The following is a 15826-nucleotide window of genomic DNA, read 5'->3' as shown; positions in this document are numbered from 1 at the left end:
CAAAATCCGATTCACAAATCCTTGAATGCTTTCCGATATTGGCTCAATTACGTCCACACCTGAAACAAGAGGATTTTTTGGAGAAAGTTCAGCGTCAAAAGCAGAATGGTTACCAGTTGGCTTTTTTAGAACGAGATGCTCAAATATTTGCTGTAGCAGGGTTCTGTATTGATGAGTGTTTGGCGTGGGGACGATTTTTGTATGTTTATGATTTGGTTGTTGATGAAACAGTGCGGTCAAAAGGTTACGGGCAAAATCTGTTTGAGTGGTTGATAGAATTTGGCAGGCACCATGATTGCAAAGAGTTACATCTAGATTCAGGAGTTCAGCGTTTTGATGCCCATCGCTTCTATTTGCAGCAACGTATGAACATTATATGCCATCATTTTTCGCTAAACTTGTGATTATATTTCTATGAAAACTCCTACACTTTCTACAGCCATGATACTCACCGCGCACAAAGCATAAATTCCCGTTCCTACGGCTACTTGTACTGTGTCTGCATTGAGGATTTTGATCAGCTTCCAGCTATCTCCATTTTTTTGATAAAGCGTCCAGGAACGAATGTTTTTATCGGCGGGATTTTTCCACTGCAAAATATTGCTGTTGCCAACTTTTTGGACTACGGCTGATGCGGGAGGGGCTGGTCGCGTTCCATTTTGCCAAGGCATCACGGGAACGAGTGCGGGTTGCGTGTATGTAGTGGATTTGAAATTATCGTATATTTTTTGGCGATTGTCGCTAAATGCTTTCATGCTGAAGAAAACATTGCCTAAAGCTAAGTTTTGTTTGGAGTTGCGCGTCATCTCAATTTGATTGTTGATTTCGTCTACATTCCACTTCTGACCGTCAAGCTTTCCTAAGTTATTTCCCACATAAATATGTCGGTTTTGCGGGTTATTTTCTAGCCACCATTGCAGCAAAACAGGATAGCTTTGAGCTGTTTGGTCGATGCGCCAATAAAGTTGCGGATTGAGATAATCGACCCAACCTGATACTAACCATTTTTTGGCATCGGCGTAAAGTGTTTCGTAGGCATCTAAACCGCGACTTTGGGGCGGCTGGCCGGGGCGATATATGCCGAAGGGACTGATGCCGAATTTAACGTTGGGTTTGGCTGCTCGAATTCCTTCTCCTAGTCTTTTAACTAGCTTGTTAACATTTTCCCGACGCCAATCTCCTAAATTCATTTTTCCGCCTCGGGAAACATAACTATTGTAAATCTTGCTGTCGGGAAATTCTTGGCCGGCAATCGGGTAAGGATAGAAATAATCGTCGAAGTGAACGCCGTCTATATCGTAGCGCTTTACTACGTCTAAAATGACGTTGTAAGTTTTTTCTAGCACTAAATCAATTCCCGGATCCATCCACCAGTCGTCGCCCCACGGATAAACGCATTCGGGATTGGTAACAGAGATGTGGGGGCTGACGTTGGGAGGGGTTTGGGTATAAGAAACTTTGGCGCGGTAGGGATTGAACCAAGCGTGAACTTCTATGTTGCGTTTGTGGCTTTCTGCAACGGCAAATATTAAAGGGTCATAATAAGGTTCTGGTGGTTTTCCTTGAGTTCCTGTCAGCCATGAACTCCAAGGTTCTAATTGTGAGGCGTAAAGGGCGTCGCCTGCGGCTCTAACTTGGAGAATAATTGCATTGAAATTCATTTCTTGTACCCTGTCAAGAATTTTTAACAGTTCGGCTTTTTGCTGTTCTGTTGAGAGTTTGTTGCTGAACGGCCAGTCAATATTCCACACTGATGTTATCCAAACTCCGCGAAATTCTCGCTGGTGGTTGACGTAAACTTGGGGTCGGGGAACTTTGCTGAGAACTATAATATATTGATTGTATATTGCTGGCGCTTTTTTGAGATACACTAATGCTTGATAAACCCAGGCTGAAATGTCGGCTCTGGTGGCGCTTCCGGCGGGATTTAATAAGTTTAAATTTGGATAGTTTACGACTATTTCGGATTGGGTGGCTATGACGATCGCATTTTTGGCATAGTTGGGAATTTCTGTGCTGTCTAGGTAGATGTTTGATAGGATAAGATTGCTTGTTGGTACACTATTTGAGCCAAATATTCCGCTAACTAAGGCGACTAATGCCTCGGCTCTGGTAATCCTGTTTTCGGGTTGGAACAGGTTGTCGGGGTAGCCGGAAATAAACCCTCTTTTATATGCTGTTTGAATGGCGGCGGCGGCCCAGTGAGTGGCGGGAACGTCGATAAAGGGAATGTAGGGCCGTTTGTCGGGTATGGGAAAGGCTTTGCTGACAATGGCGGCAAATTGGGCGCGGGTTAGGTTGCTGTTGGGGCGAAAAGTGCGATCGGGAAATCCGCTAATTACTGACCGTTCTACTAAGCCGTCAATAAATATTTTTGCCCAATTATTTTGAATGTCGGAAAATTGGATGTTGCTAGAAACCATAGTTATTTAATAATCGGGAATTGGGCGGAGCGAAGCGGAGGGATTGGGCGGAGCGAAGCGGAGGGATTGGGCATTGTTGACTGTTGACTGTTGACTGTTTACTGTTAACTGTTAACTGTTAACTATTAACTGTTGACAACTATCAACTGTCAACTGTCAACTGACTACAATAAACCTGCATTTTCGTAGAAAAGCCGGATGATATTGATGATTTTTTCTCCGTATAATGGGTCAGAATTCCAGCGACCGGCAAGTTCGTTGACTGTGGGGGCGACACCGCGCTTGACAAAGCGAAAACGCACGTTTTCTTTGACTAAAGGTTGGTCGATAGGTTCGATGCTACCGTAAGCTTTTAGGTGCTGAATTTGCGCTCTAATTCCTGTCCTGACATCGGGAAATGAGAGGCCGGAATTTGTGGGGCTGATGACTCCCATGTCGGCAAAGTTAAATTGTTCTGCTTTTACTGCAATGCCAAATTTGAGATAGTTTGTTTCTAAACACATTTGGCCAAAAGCTACGTCGTGGTTAACTCCTTCTGCGGCTGCTTCTTGCACGTAAATTTGAGGTAAATTCGGAAAGTTTACTGGGGCTTTGCTGTTATTTTTGGTGAGAAATGCTGTCATTTGTTGGGCGGTAGTTAGACCCCGACCCATGATTTTTGCTACGCCTGAGAGGATATCGCGGCGCGATCGCAGTAATACTGATGTTGTAGACTGATCCCATGTTACGGAAATATCGCGATCGCGCAAATCGATCGCCCGCACGAAAACTACTCCATTGTACGTTACCCGGCGATCGACTGCCTCTGGTTCGACGTTGAGAAGGTCTAGAACTTCGGAAGGGACAAAGGAATTTCCGTTCACCAAAATGCCTTTATCTTCGTGCGGCCCACCGTTAATTTGGATATTAATTAAGGGATAAACTATAGGTGTCGGCGCGGGCGTTGGTGCGGGTGTCGGGGCGGGCGTTGGTGCGGGTGTCGGCGCTGGTGTCGGCGCTGGTGTCGGTGCGGGTGTCGGTGTTGGCAAGGGTTTCAAATTCGTATTTTTCAACCAAGCTTCCAGCCCATCAGCGAGCCCGAGGGCGACATCGCGGCGACGAGTTTGAATAATTCGCAAGTCATCGGGGCTGGTCAAAAAACCGAGTTCAATCAGTAGGGAAGGAATGTTGACGCGCCGACAAAATCCGAGGCTACCAACACCAGCTTCAGTATCTGCTTTTGCGCCGCGGCTTGGTATTTCTCGGCACCTGCGTAAATAGCCGTTTAAAATTAAATCCGCATCTGCTTTTCGCTTAGGGTTGCTGCCAATATAAAACGCAGTGGCACCGCGAACTTGGGGATTAGAAAAAGAGTCGCCGTGAATTTCTACCGCTACATCTCCCGCGAGGCTGCGGTTGTTTATCCAAGCGATAGTTTCTAGCAAACTCAGAGTATCGGGCACCGAAAAAGTTTCTAGGCCTCGCTGCCGCAATTCGGCTACTAATAAGTCGCGAGTTAGAATCATTTCCTGGGCTTCGGTGGTGCCAAGTGCGATCGCCCCCATATCCCGCAAGCTGCCTTCAAACCCGCCGTGTCCTGCTGAAACAAAGATAGAACCCATTTTATAAAATTCTCCACCTTGCAGTTAATTTAGCATCTGCTTTTTAGTCTTGGGATTTATTTTACCGCAAAGGCGTATATTTTATTATTGCATAGCAAATTTGTAGGGAGCATCTCACTTTTGCAGCCAAGCTAGAAATTGGAGGTAGGAGGCCGGAGACAGGAGACAGGAGGAAAGAGGAAGAAAGAAGGAGTCAAAAGAAGTCTTTTTACAAATATGAGATGCTCCCAATTTGTAGTTGCGCTCTAGGTGGGGGTTTTAACCCCTTGGCACAACTACAAATTTATTTATCCGGTGGCTAGTTACATCGTAACAGCGGGGCTAGTCGAAGGTTTTGGCGGCTTAATGTCCTGGGAAACTGCACGGGCGCGGAAGAGTTTAGCAAAGGCTTGCTCGCACATAGACAAATCCGCTTCTATCTCTGTAAAAATGTCAGTTGATACCGGATCTGTAAACTGGGCCCGCAGGTTGTGGATATCGACAACACCAGTTTGCAAATCGCCCAGAATGGTTCGCAACAAAAACGTTTCATCAGTTCCTTGGAGCGAAGTTTTTAATTTAGCGTATTTATCAGCAATTTGGGCGGGAATTGAGGGTTTTTCGCCGAAATCGTTCAGGCGCTTTTCCAGAGCGAGGATGTGGTGCTGTTTGTTTTGAACCATTTCTGCAAGGAACGATCGCAAATCGCTATCTCCGGTTTTCTCCGCATAATTTTGAAACGCTTCGCAAGCATAACGTTCCCCTGCGAGGGCGGTATTCAAACCTTTAGCAATATCGCCTTGTGTGGAGCCTCCCCAAGCATTAGCTAATTTCCACCATTCTGCACTGCTGTCAGTTTCTTCGGGTAAACCTACTGCTTTACCGCCGTAACCGAGGCGAGCCAGAATTGCGGTGGTAAATAGTGCTAAATCTCCCGGTTGTCTGGAAGTAATTAAGTTGCCGTCAACTACTAAAGCTTCGTTGATGTAGTTAGCTCCGGCATTGATCATGTCTGTTTTTATTGCCAAGAAACCTGTGGTATTTTTGCCTTTTAGCAAGTCGGCTTCAATCAAAAGTTGCGGGCCGTGGCAAACAGCAGCTACAATTTTTCCTTGTTCAAATGCTTCTCGTACAAATTGCACTGTATTGGGGTTAGTCCGCATCTTATCGGGAGCCATACCGCCGGGAATGACTACTGCATCGAATTCTCCTGCTACTGATTCAGTAGTAGTTCCGTCAGCTTGCTGGGAAACTTTACCATTTTTACCGGCATACTTTTCGTTAGTACGGGAACCGAGAACAACCACTTCAAATCCTGCTTGTTTTAAGGCGTTGTAAGGAACTAGAAATTCGGAATCTTCAACTCCATTTTCTATGAGTATGGCAACTCGTTTTGTGTGGGTGACGTTATCTGTTGTCATAATCAATTTTCCTCAGACTATCTTTTTATCTAAACATAAGTCATTTATGATGTTTTTAGCGTCTTGCTAAAGTGATAATTTAGTGATTTTAAAAAGGTGCGAGCGTGAGCCTTGAGAGGTATTTTACAGTATTTTTCTCAATGCACGTAAGAGGCTCCGTTAATATCGATCGCAGTCCAGGTAGCGCGTGCAGCCAAACCCGACGCTAAAAACGCGATCGCATTGGCAACATCTTGAGGAGGAGCGATTTTGCCGATCGGAATATCGCGCACGATTTCAGCTTCCCCATACTCCTGCACAAGGCGAGAACACCACACACAATCTGTGAGTCTTTTTTGGGGCTAACAGACAAATCCAGATTATTGACAGAAAAGCTGAGTTGTGGCAATGGTTCCTGTTGAGATGGGGTCGAATTAGCGGACGAACTCAGTAATAACCCTGGATGGCACCCCAGGAGGGGGATCGCGGTCATTCGATTTTAGATTTTAGATTTTAGATTTTGGATTGACCCCACGGATCGAGTCGGGGGCTTGAGGATTTTAGATTCCAGATGCTTTCGATTGATTCCACGGATCGAGACGGGGGCTTGTACCATCAAGAAATTCGCTTGTGATGGAGAGGAGGAATAAACGAACTAGAGGCTTCATGGGGAACAAAATTGGTCGAGTTTATTTGATGTTTGATAAGCTTTAATATGAATACTGTTGCTACAGTACCAGGCTAGTGAAATTCAAGCACTATCACTTGATTAACCATCCAAAACTCGGAATTTGGTCAAAAATGAAGTTGAAAAATGCCCTATTCTCTGCTGTCGTCACCTTTTCAACCCTGGCGATCGCCTCAGCAACCCAAGCTCAAACCGTTAATTCTCGCTGTGACATTTATCCCAGGGGGGAAGACCGCGCATCGAAAGTCGTCAATTGCACCTTCTCTCAGCGTCAAGGCTTTATCCGCATTCAACGGGAAGATGGCATTACCTATGAACTCAAACCCAATGGTGAGAACGAATATCTGTATAAAAACCAGATGTCAGTTCTGAGAGAAAATGACGGCCCGGCGACCATCTTTCGTTTTAGCGACGAATCGGTTTACGTCTATCAGAACGAACGCGCTCCCTCTTCCGCGTCTACTACCAACAAAGGTAATACCCCCGAAAACCTCTATAGTACCGTGCCTCCCAAATTAAAAGACCTCGTGGGAGCTAAAGCGGGGCAAGCAGAGGGAGAATTGCAACGACGGGGCTACACCTACCGCACAACCCAAACCTTTGACGGCGGCAAAAGTGCCTATTATGTAGAAAACCGGACGGGGTATTGTGTGGAAGTGGGAACTGTTGACGGACGCTTCAGTAGCATTGTTTACAACTCCAGCGATCGGTGCAATAAGTAACAAATAACGTGTCAAATAATTAATAGCAGTTCCCAAAAAGAATGCTATATACAGCATATTCCAGGTTCGTTAAGTACAGTACCAGCTATTATTGTGCGGTACGTGTTATGTAGGGTGCGTCGCTGTTCTATGGTTCAATGGAACTTGCAGATTGACCGGTGGCGACGCACCTTACTGACAACAAGATTGTGTGTACCGCATATAAATGCAATATGCTGTAGCTTTTTTGTCCTTAAACTCGATCGCTAAAGTGGATTCGGCAGCAGAGGTCGAATTAACTCCATAATTTGGTCACAATTAAAGTTATAAACACAATTAGTTAGTGCCTTGGACAAACTTGCTTTAGATTCGGGAATTTCTACGATTAATTCGTTCAGAACTTCGGTATCGAGATAGTAAGCGGCTTGATACATTTGTTCTAACCACTCAGGGGGCATCACGGATAGATCTTCTACAGACAGCTTTTCAACCAATGGTTTTTTTAGAGTTTGTCCTAGGACTTCGTAGATATATTGCACTCCCAAATATTTAGCGAGTTTGTCAAAAAGTTCTCTCTGCTGAAATGGCTTGCTCATAAAGTCGTTACAGCCAGACATGAGAACGTTCTCTCGCTCATCTTCAAAAACACTGGCAGTTAAAGCAATAATGACAGTTTCTGGGTTGTTAGGGCGTTCTCTAATGAGTTTGGTAGCTGTGTAGCCATCCATGATTGGCATTCGCAGATCCATGAAAATCAGGTGCGGCAACCAACTCTCCCACAGTGAGATTGCCTCAACTCCCTGTGTTGCTTCTCTCACCTCAAACCCAATTGAGGTCAGGATCTCGACTAATAAGCGGCGATTTTCTTCTAAATCTTCAACAACAAGAATGCGGTAAGTCGGTTGTCCGGGAGCTAAACCAATTACTCTTTGATTGAGCGGTGCTGGGGGTAAGGATTCTGCTTGAGGTAACTGTACGCGAATCTCAAAGGAAAAAGTGCTACCTCGGTTCAAAGTGCTTTTAACGCCAATTTGACCGCCCATGAGTTGGACGAGTTTTTGACTAATCGCTAAACCAAGCCCAGTGCCTTGACTTAAATTATTCCCAGCTTCGGCTTGCACAAATACCTTAAATAATTTATCGATTTCTGTTGGCGAAATTCCCACACCTGTATCCTCGACTTCAAAACATAGGTGACAGGATGTTTGGTCTCTTTGTGCTGCTCTTACTCGTAGGGTGATGCTTCCTTGCTTCGTAAACTTAATCGCATTACCGAGCAGATTGACCAAGACTTGATAGAGTTTTTTCTCGTCGGTATGCACAAATTTAGGAAGTTCGGGCTCTCGCTCGACAATTAGCTCTAATTCTTTGGGTTGGACTTTAATTTGCAGCATTTCTTCAATAGAAGTCAGTAAACTTGTCAAGTCAAAGTCAGAAGGATTGAGCGTCATCCGTCCGCTCTCAATTTTGGATAAATCTAAAATATCGTTAATCAAGTCCAACAAATGTCTACCGCTACGATTGACAATCTGTAAGCGTTCTTGGAAAGAAGGAGTCAGAGCGCTTTCATCGCTCATCAATTGCGTGAATCCCAAAATCGAGTTGAGGGGGGTGCGGAGTTCGTGGCTCATATTGGCGAGAAAGATACTCTTGGCTTGGTTTGCTGCTTCTGCTGCTTCTTTTGCCTGCCGAAGTTCCACCTCAGCTTGTTTGCGTTCTGTAATGTCAATCAAATATCCCAAGATTTCAATTGGTTTGCCCGCACGATCGCGAATTAGCTTGAGTTGTTCGAGTACCCAGCGATAATTCCCATCTGCGTGCAGAAGACGGAATTCCTGAAAATAAAAATCATCTGTGAACAGGTTAGTTATTCCATTAAGCACTCGATCTACTTCATCGGGATGCAGATGATTCATCCAAAATCCAGACTGTTCTAAAAACGCTTTAGTTTCGTAGCCCATTACATCTTTGATGTTTTCACTGATGAAGGTTGCGCCATAGTCGCCATCAGCTTTACTGCTAAAAATGACGACGGGACTGTAGTTCAGGAGAAAGTTAAGGCGATTTGTGGTGGATTGTAAGGCTTGCTGAGCAAGTTTTAGCTGCGATACATCCTCCTGAACGGCAACAAATACAGTTCCGTATTCAGGATGCTCGAACCTAGAGGTATGAACTCTGCACCAAAAGAGTGTGCCATCTTTTTTTTTGTTGTAGACTTCATATTTGGCTTCCCCGTCCCGATCGAGTTGAGTCACAACATCTTCAACGGTTTCGTCGGGTGTAACCTGTGTATCGACATAATTTATTACACCAACGGGTTGACCTGCGAGTTCGCCCTCTAGGTAGCCAAACATCGCCTCAAATTTAGGATTAGTGTAGACGATCGTCAAGTCTGAGGCTTTGACTAAACACACTCCCCCTGCCATATTATTCATAATAATGCTTTGCAGTTCGAGTGTCTTTTGAACTTCTTTTCGAGCCGTAATGTCTTGGATTTGAGAAATAAAATGCAGTGGATTTCCCCGCTCATCTTGTACCAGTGAGGCATTGAGAACAATCCAAACAATATGTCCTTGCTTGTGGAAATACCGTTTTTCAATTTGGTAGGTAGAAATCTCGCCTGCTAATAGCTGATGGACATAACTAAGATCTGCTTCTAAATCGTCAGGATGGGTAATGTTTTGAAAGGTTAACGCTAATAACTCTTCTGGGGAGTAGCCAATAATCTGACATAACGCAGAATTGACATTAATCCAATGCCCATCAAGGGAAACAATCGCCATCCCGATCGAGGCATCTTCAAAGGCATGGCGAAATTGCTCTTCACTGTTTCGTAAAGCGATCTCAATTTGTTGGCGATCGTTGTCAGCGCGCTTGCGATCGCTGATGTCACGTTTAATTACAGAAGCCGCAACAATTCTGCCTGTTGTGTCCTTCAGCGGTGATAGGGTAGAAGAGATGTGGATAAGTTGTCCATCTTTGCGTACACGCACAGTTTCATAGTTTTCAATCTTTTCTCCTTGTCGAATCGTTTCGAGGATGTGCTGTTCTTCGTAAATAAGATTGGGTGGAACTAGAATGGCGATCGATTGTCCTATAATTTCTTCAGCCTTATAGCCAAAGATTTTTTCTGCTGCATGGTTCCAGCTTAAAATGATGCCATCTAAGGACTTGCTAATAATTGCCTCACCAGAGTATTCCACAATCGCTGCCAAGCATGCCAGTGATGCTTCTGCTTGCTTGCGGAGGGTAATATCGTTTCCAATGCCGAGAAACCCTGTGATATTCCCTTCTGGGTCATATAAGGCCGTCACCGAGATCAGTAACGGAAAGCGACTACCATCTTTGCGGATGTACGACCATTCGTACTCGTCGGGCTCTCCAAAACGTGCCTTGGCAACAAAAACCTCAAATCCCGGTTCGATCGAGATTCCCATTTGGACAGATAGCTCTTGGGCGCGATGCACGACTTCCTGTGGATCGTGAATGATGGCAGGTGTTATTTTCCCCACAACTTCTTCGGCACTATATCCCAACCATCGCTCGGCAGCTTTGTTAAAGGTAAGAATTGTGCCATCTACGGCGGTGGAAATGATGCTGTAGTTGGCACTATCTAAAATAGCTTTTTGCAGCGTTGTTGTTTGAAGTAATTCTTGCTCACGCTGTTTGCGATCGCTAATATCGCGAAGAATAACCGTAAATACCGTTTCGTCTGCTATTTCCAGCTTAGAAATTGAGGCTTCAGCCGGAAACTGCGTACCATCTTGACGGCGACCCAAAATCTCACCTCGTTCTCCCATGCTTCGCGCTGCACCAGAACATTTAGCAAACTGTTGGACATGGTGCTGGTGAGCAGTCCTAAATTGCTCTGGCAGCAGTAAGCTGAGGGGTTGCCCTAAAACTTCCTCTGTTTTATAGCCGAAAATCTTTTCTGCCCCTTGGTTGAATAGGGTAATGCGTTGAGTGCGATCGACTGAAATGATTGCATCATTGGCGATTTCTAGGATTCCAGCAAAACGAGCCTGCGATTTTCGTACAGATTCTGTCCGTTCAGTCACAAGATTTTCTAAACTTTCATTAAGTTTTTGAAGCTCTACTTGGGTTTGTTGGCGATTGAAATCTATCTGGTTAAGAAATCGAGCCGTCCCCCAAATGAGAATTGAGAACGTGAGAACCATGATGATTGACCGCAAGGCATAGCCAAATTCAGCGTTATACCAGCCTAGTTTTTGCCCCTGAAGAGAGAACCAGTTCATTGCCACTGGAAAGAGCGTCGCCCAAGGCAGGAACCACCGCAACATGACTCCGCCGACTAGCGAACTGGTGACTTCTTGCATTAACCCTTCCTTGGGGCGGAGCCATAAAATTCCTCCATAGAGGATGAAAAAAGTCAGAATCGTGTTTAGGGCTTGAGTTGTTGTAACTACGATTAGTTGGGTGAAAATATTGACCTCAAAGATGTGTCCAAAGAAAGCTAGCAGAGAAATTAAAGCCGCAACAATACTGCAAATCTGTGCCAACCAAATGCCCCATTGGAGATTTTGCCCTAGCAGTAATAGTGCTAATCCCATCAGCACAAAATTCAAGGCAGTATTCACTCCCATTCGCCCCGGATAAGGAGTCGCTGAAGACACGACATCCCGGAAAAGCAACTCATCAATGCCCAGATGCCAACCAAAGAGATACTCGCTCAGCGTCAGCATACCGATGATGATGATGAATCCTGCCGTCCCTTGAGCGACTCGATAGTGCAGTCGGGTTAGTCTTTGGTACTGCAACAATCTCAAAGACACTCCAGCCAGCAAAAAGCAAACTGCCGTGTTTGCTTTCATAGTCGAAGTCATACCAGGAAAACCACTTTTGAGTAGGGAGATGTCAAATTGCCAACCCAACAGCACGAGACATCCGATCGCAATGACGAATAGGCTTGCCATGTGAGAAATGCGCTTGTTCATAAATCGGCTGCTTAGGTTGAAACAATGTTCTTATGATGTTAGGCAAAGCGAAGAAGGGCAACCACGGGGGGACTGCCCCTACCTGAACAATGGAGATTTTGTATGGTTGCGCCCTCTTGCCAGCCCCATATCTCCGGGATCGCAGGACTTCTTTGTGGGTAAAGTGACTTTTTTAACCGAATAATTAAACTATACTATTTGTGCATAGGCTTATATTCCTCTAGCAGGAAACTAGGGAAATTAGTATGATTGGCAATAGAACTAGCGATAGGGTTAGCGATCGAGCTACAAACTACCGAGGCAATATTTTAATTGTTGACGATCTGCCTGATAACCTGCGTCTTCTCAGGGATACTTTGATCGCACAGGGTTATAAAGTTCGTAGTGCGATGACAGGGGCAATGGCTATCAGAGCTGCCAAATCTCCAGCCACGGAATTAATTTTACTAGACATTAAATTGCCAGATATGGATGGCTATGAAGTTTGCAGAAAATTAAAATCTGAAGATCGCACCGCAGACATTCCAGTTATTTTTTTGAGTGCGCTCAGTGAAACTTTCAATAAGGTGCAAGCACTGGCCGTAGGAGGAGTAGATTATATTGCCAAGCCGTTTCAAGTCGAAGAGGTATTGGCGCGTGTCGAAACTCACCTAACTATCCAACGACTCCGCAAAAGCCTCCAAGAACACAATTTGCGCCTCATCAAAGAGATCGAGGAACATCAACGCCTCGAAAATGCCCTTTTTGCCGAAAAGGAATTGGCTCAGGTGACATTGCAATCGATTGGCGATGGCGTCATTACTACTGATGCTCAAGGTAATATTAGATATTTCAATCCTGTGGCTGAGCGACTAACAGGCTGGATATCGGAGGAAGCTGAAGGAATGCCTCTGTCTGAAGTTTTCATAATCGTTAATGAAGTAACGAGAAAGCCAGTAGACAATCCTGTCACTACAGCTCTGTCAAAGGGTAAAATTGTGGGCTTAGCTAACCATACTATTCTCATTGCTCGCGATGGGACGGAGTACGGCATTGAGGACTCAGCAGCACCAATTCGCGATCACCAAAACCAAATTATCGGGGCAGTCATCGTCTTTCATGATGTTACCGAATCGCGCCATCTTGCCAAGCAACTTTATTGGGAAGCCAGTCACGATGCCCTGACGGGTTTAATCAACCGTCGAGGATTTGAACAGCAGCTAATTGAGGCGATCGCATCTGTTAAAGATAGCAATCACCAGCACGCTCTCTGTTATTTAGATTTAGATCAGTTCAAAGTCATTAACGATACCGCAGGTCATATTGCTGGCGATGAGCTACTGCGCCAAATCACCGCACTTATTCAACAGGGAGTCCGTGCTAGTGACACGCTGGCTCGCTTGGGAGGTGATGAATTTGGTCTTTTGCTCACTCAATGTCCACTATCTCAAGCAGCTCAGATTGCGGAAAAGCTCAAAGACCTAGTGCATCAGTTTCGGTTTATTTGGAATAGCAAAAGCTTGATCATCGGGGTCAGCATTGGAGTTGTTGCTATTGACCAAACCAGCCAAGATTTGATGCAGCTTTTGGGAGCCGCTGATGCAGCTTGTTATGCCGCCAAAGCCAAAGGCCGCAACTGTGTTCATGTTTATCGTGTGGATGATGGCGAACTAATTAAACAACGGGGTGAGAGACTGGTGATTTCCAAAATCAGCCGAGCGTTGGAAACCAATCATTTTCGTCTCTACTGCCAAAAGATTGTCTCTATTACCTCTAACCCCTCAGTAGAGCATTATGAAATTTTGCTAAGAATGCTAGACGAAAATGAAGAAATAGTGACTCCCAATGAGTTTGTTCCCGCCGCCGAGCGTTATGGCTTGATAACTGAGATCGATTGTTGGGTCATCGAAACTTTTTTCTCCAATTATCATAATTTATCTGGGGAACAGGTTCTTACTGATGGCTTATATAGCATCAATCTTTCTGGCGCTAGTATTAGTAACAATCAATTTATGAAGTTTTTAATCGGACAATTTCCTCGCTACCAAGTCCCCCCAGAAACCATTTGTTTTGAAATCACGGAAACCGCAGCGATCGCGAACTTTGAGCAAGCCCGATATTTCATGAGCGAACTCAAAAAGATTGGCTGTTGCTTTGCTTTAGATGATTTTGGCAGTGGGTTGAGTTCCTTTGCGTATCTGATGAATTTACCAGTTGATTATCTAAAAATTGATGGTGCTTTTGTCAAGAATATTAATCATTGTTTGATTTCTCAAGCGCTGGTTAAAGGCTTTAATGGTATTGCCCATGCGATGAATCTTGAAACTATAGCTGAGTTTGTAGAAGACGAGACTATCTTAGAAAAATTGCGGGAGATTGGCGTAGATTATGCTCAGGGTTACGGGATCGCCCGCCCTGTTCCTATTAATTTTAATCGCTAGTCGATCGCACGCTTGCCAGCGAACCCATTGCCTCACGCCTGCTTCCAGTCGGTCGGCCTCCAAGAGTCGATCGCCCGCTGCTACAAGGCTGGCTCAATTTACTGTGTCACATTTAGATCGAATGTGCTGTAATTGTAAAGGATTGAGTGTTCTATTGGAAATAAACCGGAAAATTTGCCATGAAAGCAGTTGCGTTCGATCGCTACGGTTCAGCCGAAGAATTGCAGTACCGAGAATTGTCCAAGCCGATCGCCAAATCCAACGAATTGTTAATCAAAGTTCGCGCTAGCAGCGTCAATCCCGTAGACTGGAAAATTAGGCAAGGACACCTGCAACTATTGACAGGATTTAAATTTCCTCGAATTGTCGGTTCAGACATTTCGGGAGTAGTCGTAGAAGTCGGCCGGGAAGTCACCAAATTTCAACCGGGAGACGAAGTTTATACATTTTTAAATCCCCTGAATGGCGGTGCTTGTGCCGAATACGCTGTCGTGCCAGAATCGATAGCAGCAATTAAACCTAAAAACATCACCCATGCAGAAGCTGCCGCAGTACCGATCGCCGGTTTAACTGCTTTGCAAGCGCTGAGAGATTTGGGTGAAATCAAAGCCGGCAAAAAAGTATTAATTAACGGCGCTTCTGGCGGAGTCGGCACTTTTGCCGTGCAACTTGCCAAAGCACTTAACGCGGAAGTAACGGGACTTTGCAGCGCTAAAAATAGAGAGTTTGTCAAGAATTTGGGAGCAGATATTGTTCTGGATTATGCAGAAATAGACTTTACTAAACAACCCCAAAAATATGATATAATCTTGGATGCTGTCGGCAAACAAACATTTGCTAAATGCGAAAAAGTGATGCAATCGGAGGGAGTTTATATCTCGACTTTACCGAGTTTTGAGAACTTCTTCCCGATGTTGACTAGCTGGTTTTTGTCGAGTAAAAAAGCTCAATTAATTGTTGCCAAACCCAAGCCGGACGACTTGGGATTTTTGCGGGAATTAATCGAATCTGAGCAAACCCGGCCAATTGTCGATCGCACTTACAGCTTAGCAGAAGTAGCCGCAGCCCACACTTACAGCGAAACCGGCCGCGCTGTCGGCAAAATTGCGATCGTCATTGACAGTTAAAAAACTATGTTTGACCGACACGACTCAGACATTATATGTATTACGTGGGAATAGTTCAGCAAAAAATGCGCGGTTGGCGTTAAAGTTAAAAGGGATCTCCGGCTTAACTCAATACACTTGGGTTAAGCCGGAGATCCCTGGCCCCCTAAAAAAAGGGGGGACAAGAGTGCTCTCAAAGTCCCCCGACTATCCGGGAGATTTAGGGAAATCTCCGGGAAATAAACAGTGTCAACCCAACCTTATTGGAACTTAAGCTGTAAACTAAATTTTTGCACTCACCTACCTCCAAGACTAATAAACGTAAAGCTTAAATAAAATCACAAATACCTATGACTGTGCCCTCAGACTTGGAGAAATCCGAACAAGATTCCGACAACAACCTCGAAGAAGTTAGCCCGGAAAATAGCATTGCACCAATCGCCGATGATTCGGTAGATGTTAGTAAATTAGAAGGTGAAGAAGTTAGCCCGGAAAATAGCATTGCACCAATCGCCGATGATTCGGTAGATGTTAGTAAATTAGAAGGTGAAGA

Annotated in this window: 9 protein-coding genes and 1 pseudogene; 5 read left to right on the top strand and 5 right to left on the bottom strand. The window is 44.8% G+C overall.

What is annotated here, in order from left to right:
* Window positions 1-38: 38 nt before the first annotated feature.
* Window positions 39-404 carry a GNAT family N-acetyltransferase gene (locus QUA97_RS18870; RefSeq protein ID WP_228049857.1) on the top strand — a complete coding sequence of 122 codons (366 nt, stop codon included), beginning with the start codon at window positions 39-41 and terminating at the stop codon, window positions 402-404.
* Here QUA97_RS18870 and QUA97_RS18865 read toward each other — a convergent pair whose 3' ends face one another.
* The 4 genes from QUA97_RS18865 to QUA97_RS18850 all read right to left on the bottom strand — a co-directional run bounded on the left by QUA97_RS18865 (window position 405) and on the right by QUA97_RS18850 (window position 5741).
* Window positions 405-2423 (bottom strand): glycoside hydrolase family 10 protein, encoded by a 2019-nt coding sequence (locus tag QUA97_RS18865; protein ID WP_333195557.1) that lies wholly within the window; start codon window positions 2421-2423, stop codon window positions 405-407.
* Between the two features lie 164 nt (window positions 2424-2587).
* Window positions 2588-4024: an N-acetylmuramoyl-L-alanine amidase gene (locus tag QUA97_RS18860; RefSeq protein ID WP_333195556.1), complete on the bottom strand. Its 1437-nt coding sequence runs from the start codon at window positions 4022-4024 to the stop codon at window positions 2588-2590.
* 302 nt (window positions 4025-4326) lie between these two features.
* Window positions 4327-5424, bottom strand: coding sequence for a DJ-1/PfpI/YhbO family deglycase/protease (locus tag QUA97_RS18855; RefSeq protein WP_333195555.1), 1098 nt, complete (start codon window positions 5422-5424; stop codon window positions 4327-4329).
* 137 nt (window positions 5425-5561) lie between these two features.
* Window positions 5562-5741 carry a hypothetical protein gene (locus QUA97_RS18850; protein ID WP_228049858.1) on the bottom strand — a complete coding sequence of 60 codons (180 nt, stop codon included), beginning with the start codon at window positions 5739-5741 and terminating at the stop codon, window positions 5562-5564.
* 463 nt (window positions 5742-6204) lie between these two features.
* Here QUA97_RS18850 and QUA97_RS18845 point away from each other — a divergent pair, with 463 nt between their 5' ends.
* A complete protein-coding gene (locus tag QUA97_RS18845; RefSeq protein WP_194066781.1) occupies window positions 6205-6813 on the top strand; it encodes a hypothetical protein in 609 nt (202 codons plus the stop codon).
* 245 nt (window positions 6814-7058) lie between these two features.
* Here the strand turns inward: QUA97_RS18845 and QUA97_RS18840 are convergent, their stop codons facing one another.
* Complete coding sequence (locus QUA97_RS18840) at window positions 7059-11747, bottom strand: PAS domain-containing hybrid sensor histidine kinase/response regulator (RefSeq protein ID WP_333195554.1); 4689 nt, start codon at window positions 11745-11747, stop codon at window positions 7059-7061.
* Between the two features lie 245 nt (window positions 11748-11992).
* Here QUA97_RS18840 and QUA97_RS18835 point away from each other — a divergent pair, with 245 nt between their 5' ends.
* From QUA97_RS18835 to QUA97_RS18825, 3 genes and pseudogenes are all read left to right on the top strand, one after another.
* A complete protein-coding gene (locus QUA97_RS18835) occupies window positions 11993-14167 on the top strand; it encodes an EAL domain-containing protein (RefSeq protein WP_194066783.1) in 2175 nt (724 codons plus the stop codon).
* Window positions 14168-14346: 179 nt separating this feature from the next.
* Window positions 14347-15294, top strand: a complete 948-nt coding sequence (locus QUA97_RS18830) for an NAD(P)-dependent alcohol dehydrogenase (RefSeq protein ID WP_194066784.1) — start codon at window positions 14347-14349, stop codon at window positions 15292-15294.
* A gap of 329 nt (window positions 15295-15623) precedes the next feature.
* Window positions 15624-15826: pseudogene (locus tag QUA97_RS18825) on the top strand (hypothetical protein); the annotation flags it as partial.

Origin of the sequence: Microcoleus sp. CZ3-B2, from assembly GCF_036705055.1 — a bacterium.
In the GTDB taxonomy this organism is placed as follows: Bacteria; Cyanobacteriota; Cyanobacteriia; order Cyanobacteriales; family Microcoleaceae; genus Microcoleus.
The sequence above is the reverse complement of the archived record's forward strand: the minus strand, read 5'-3'. Positions and strand labels throughout refer to the sequence as shown.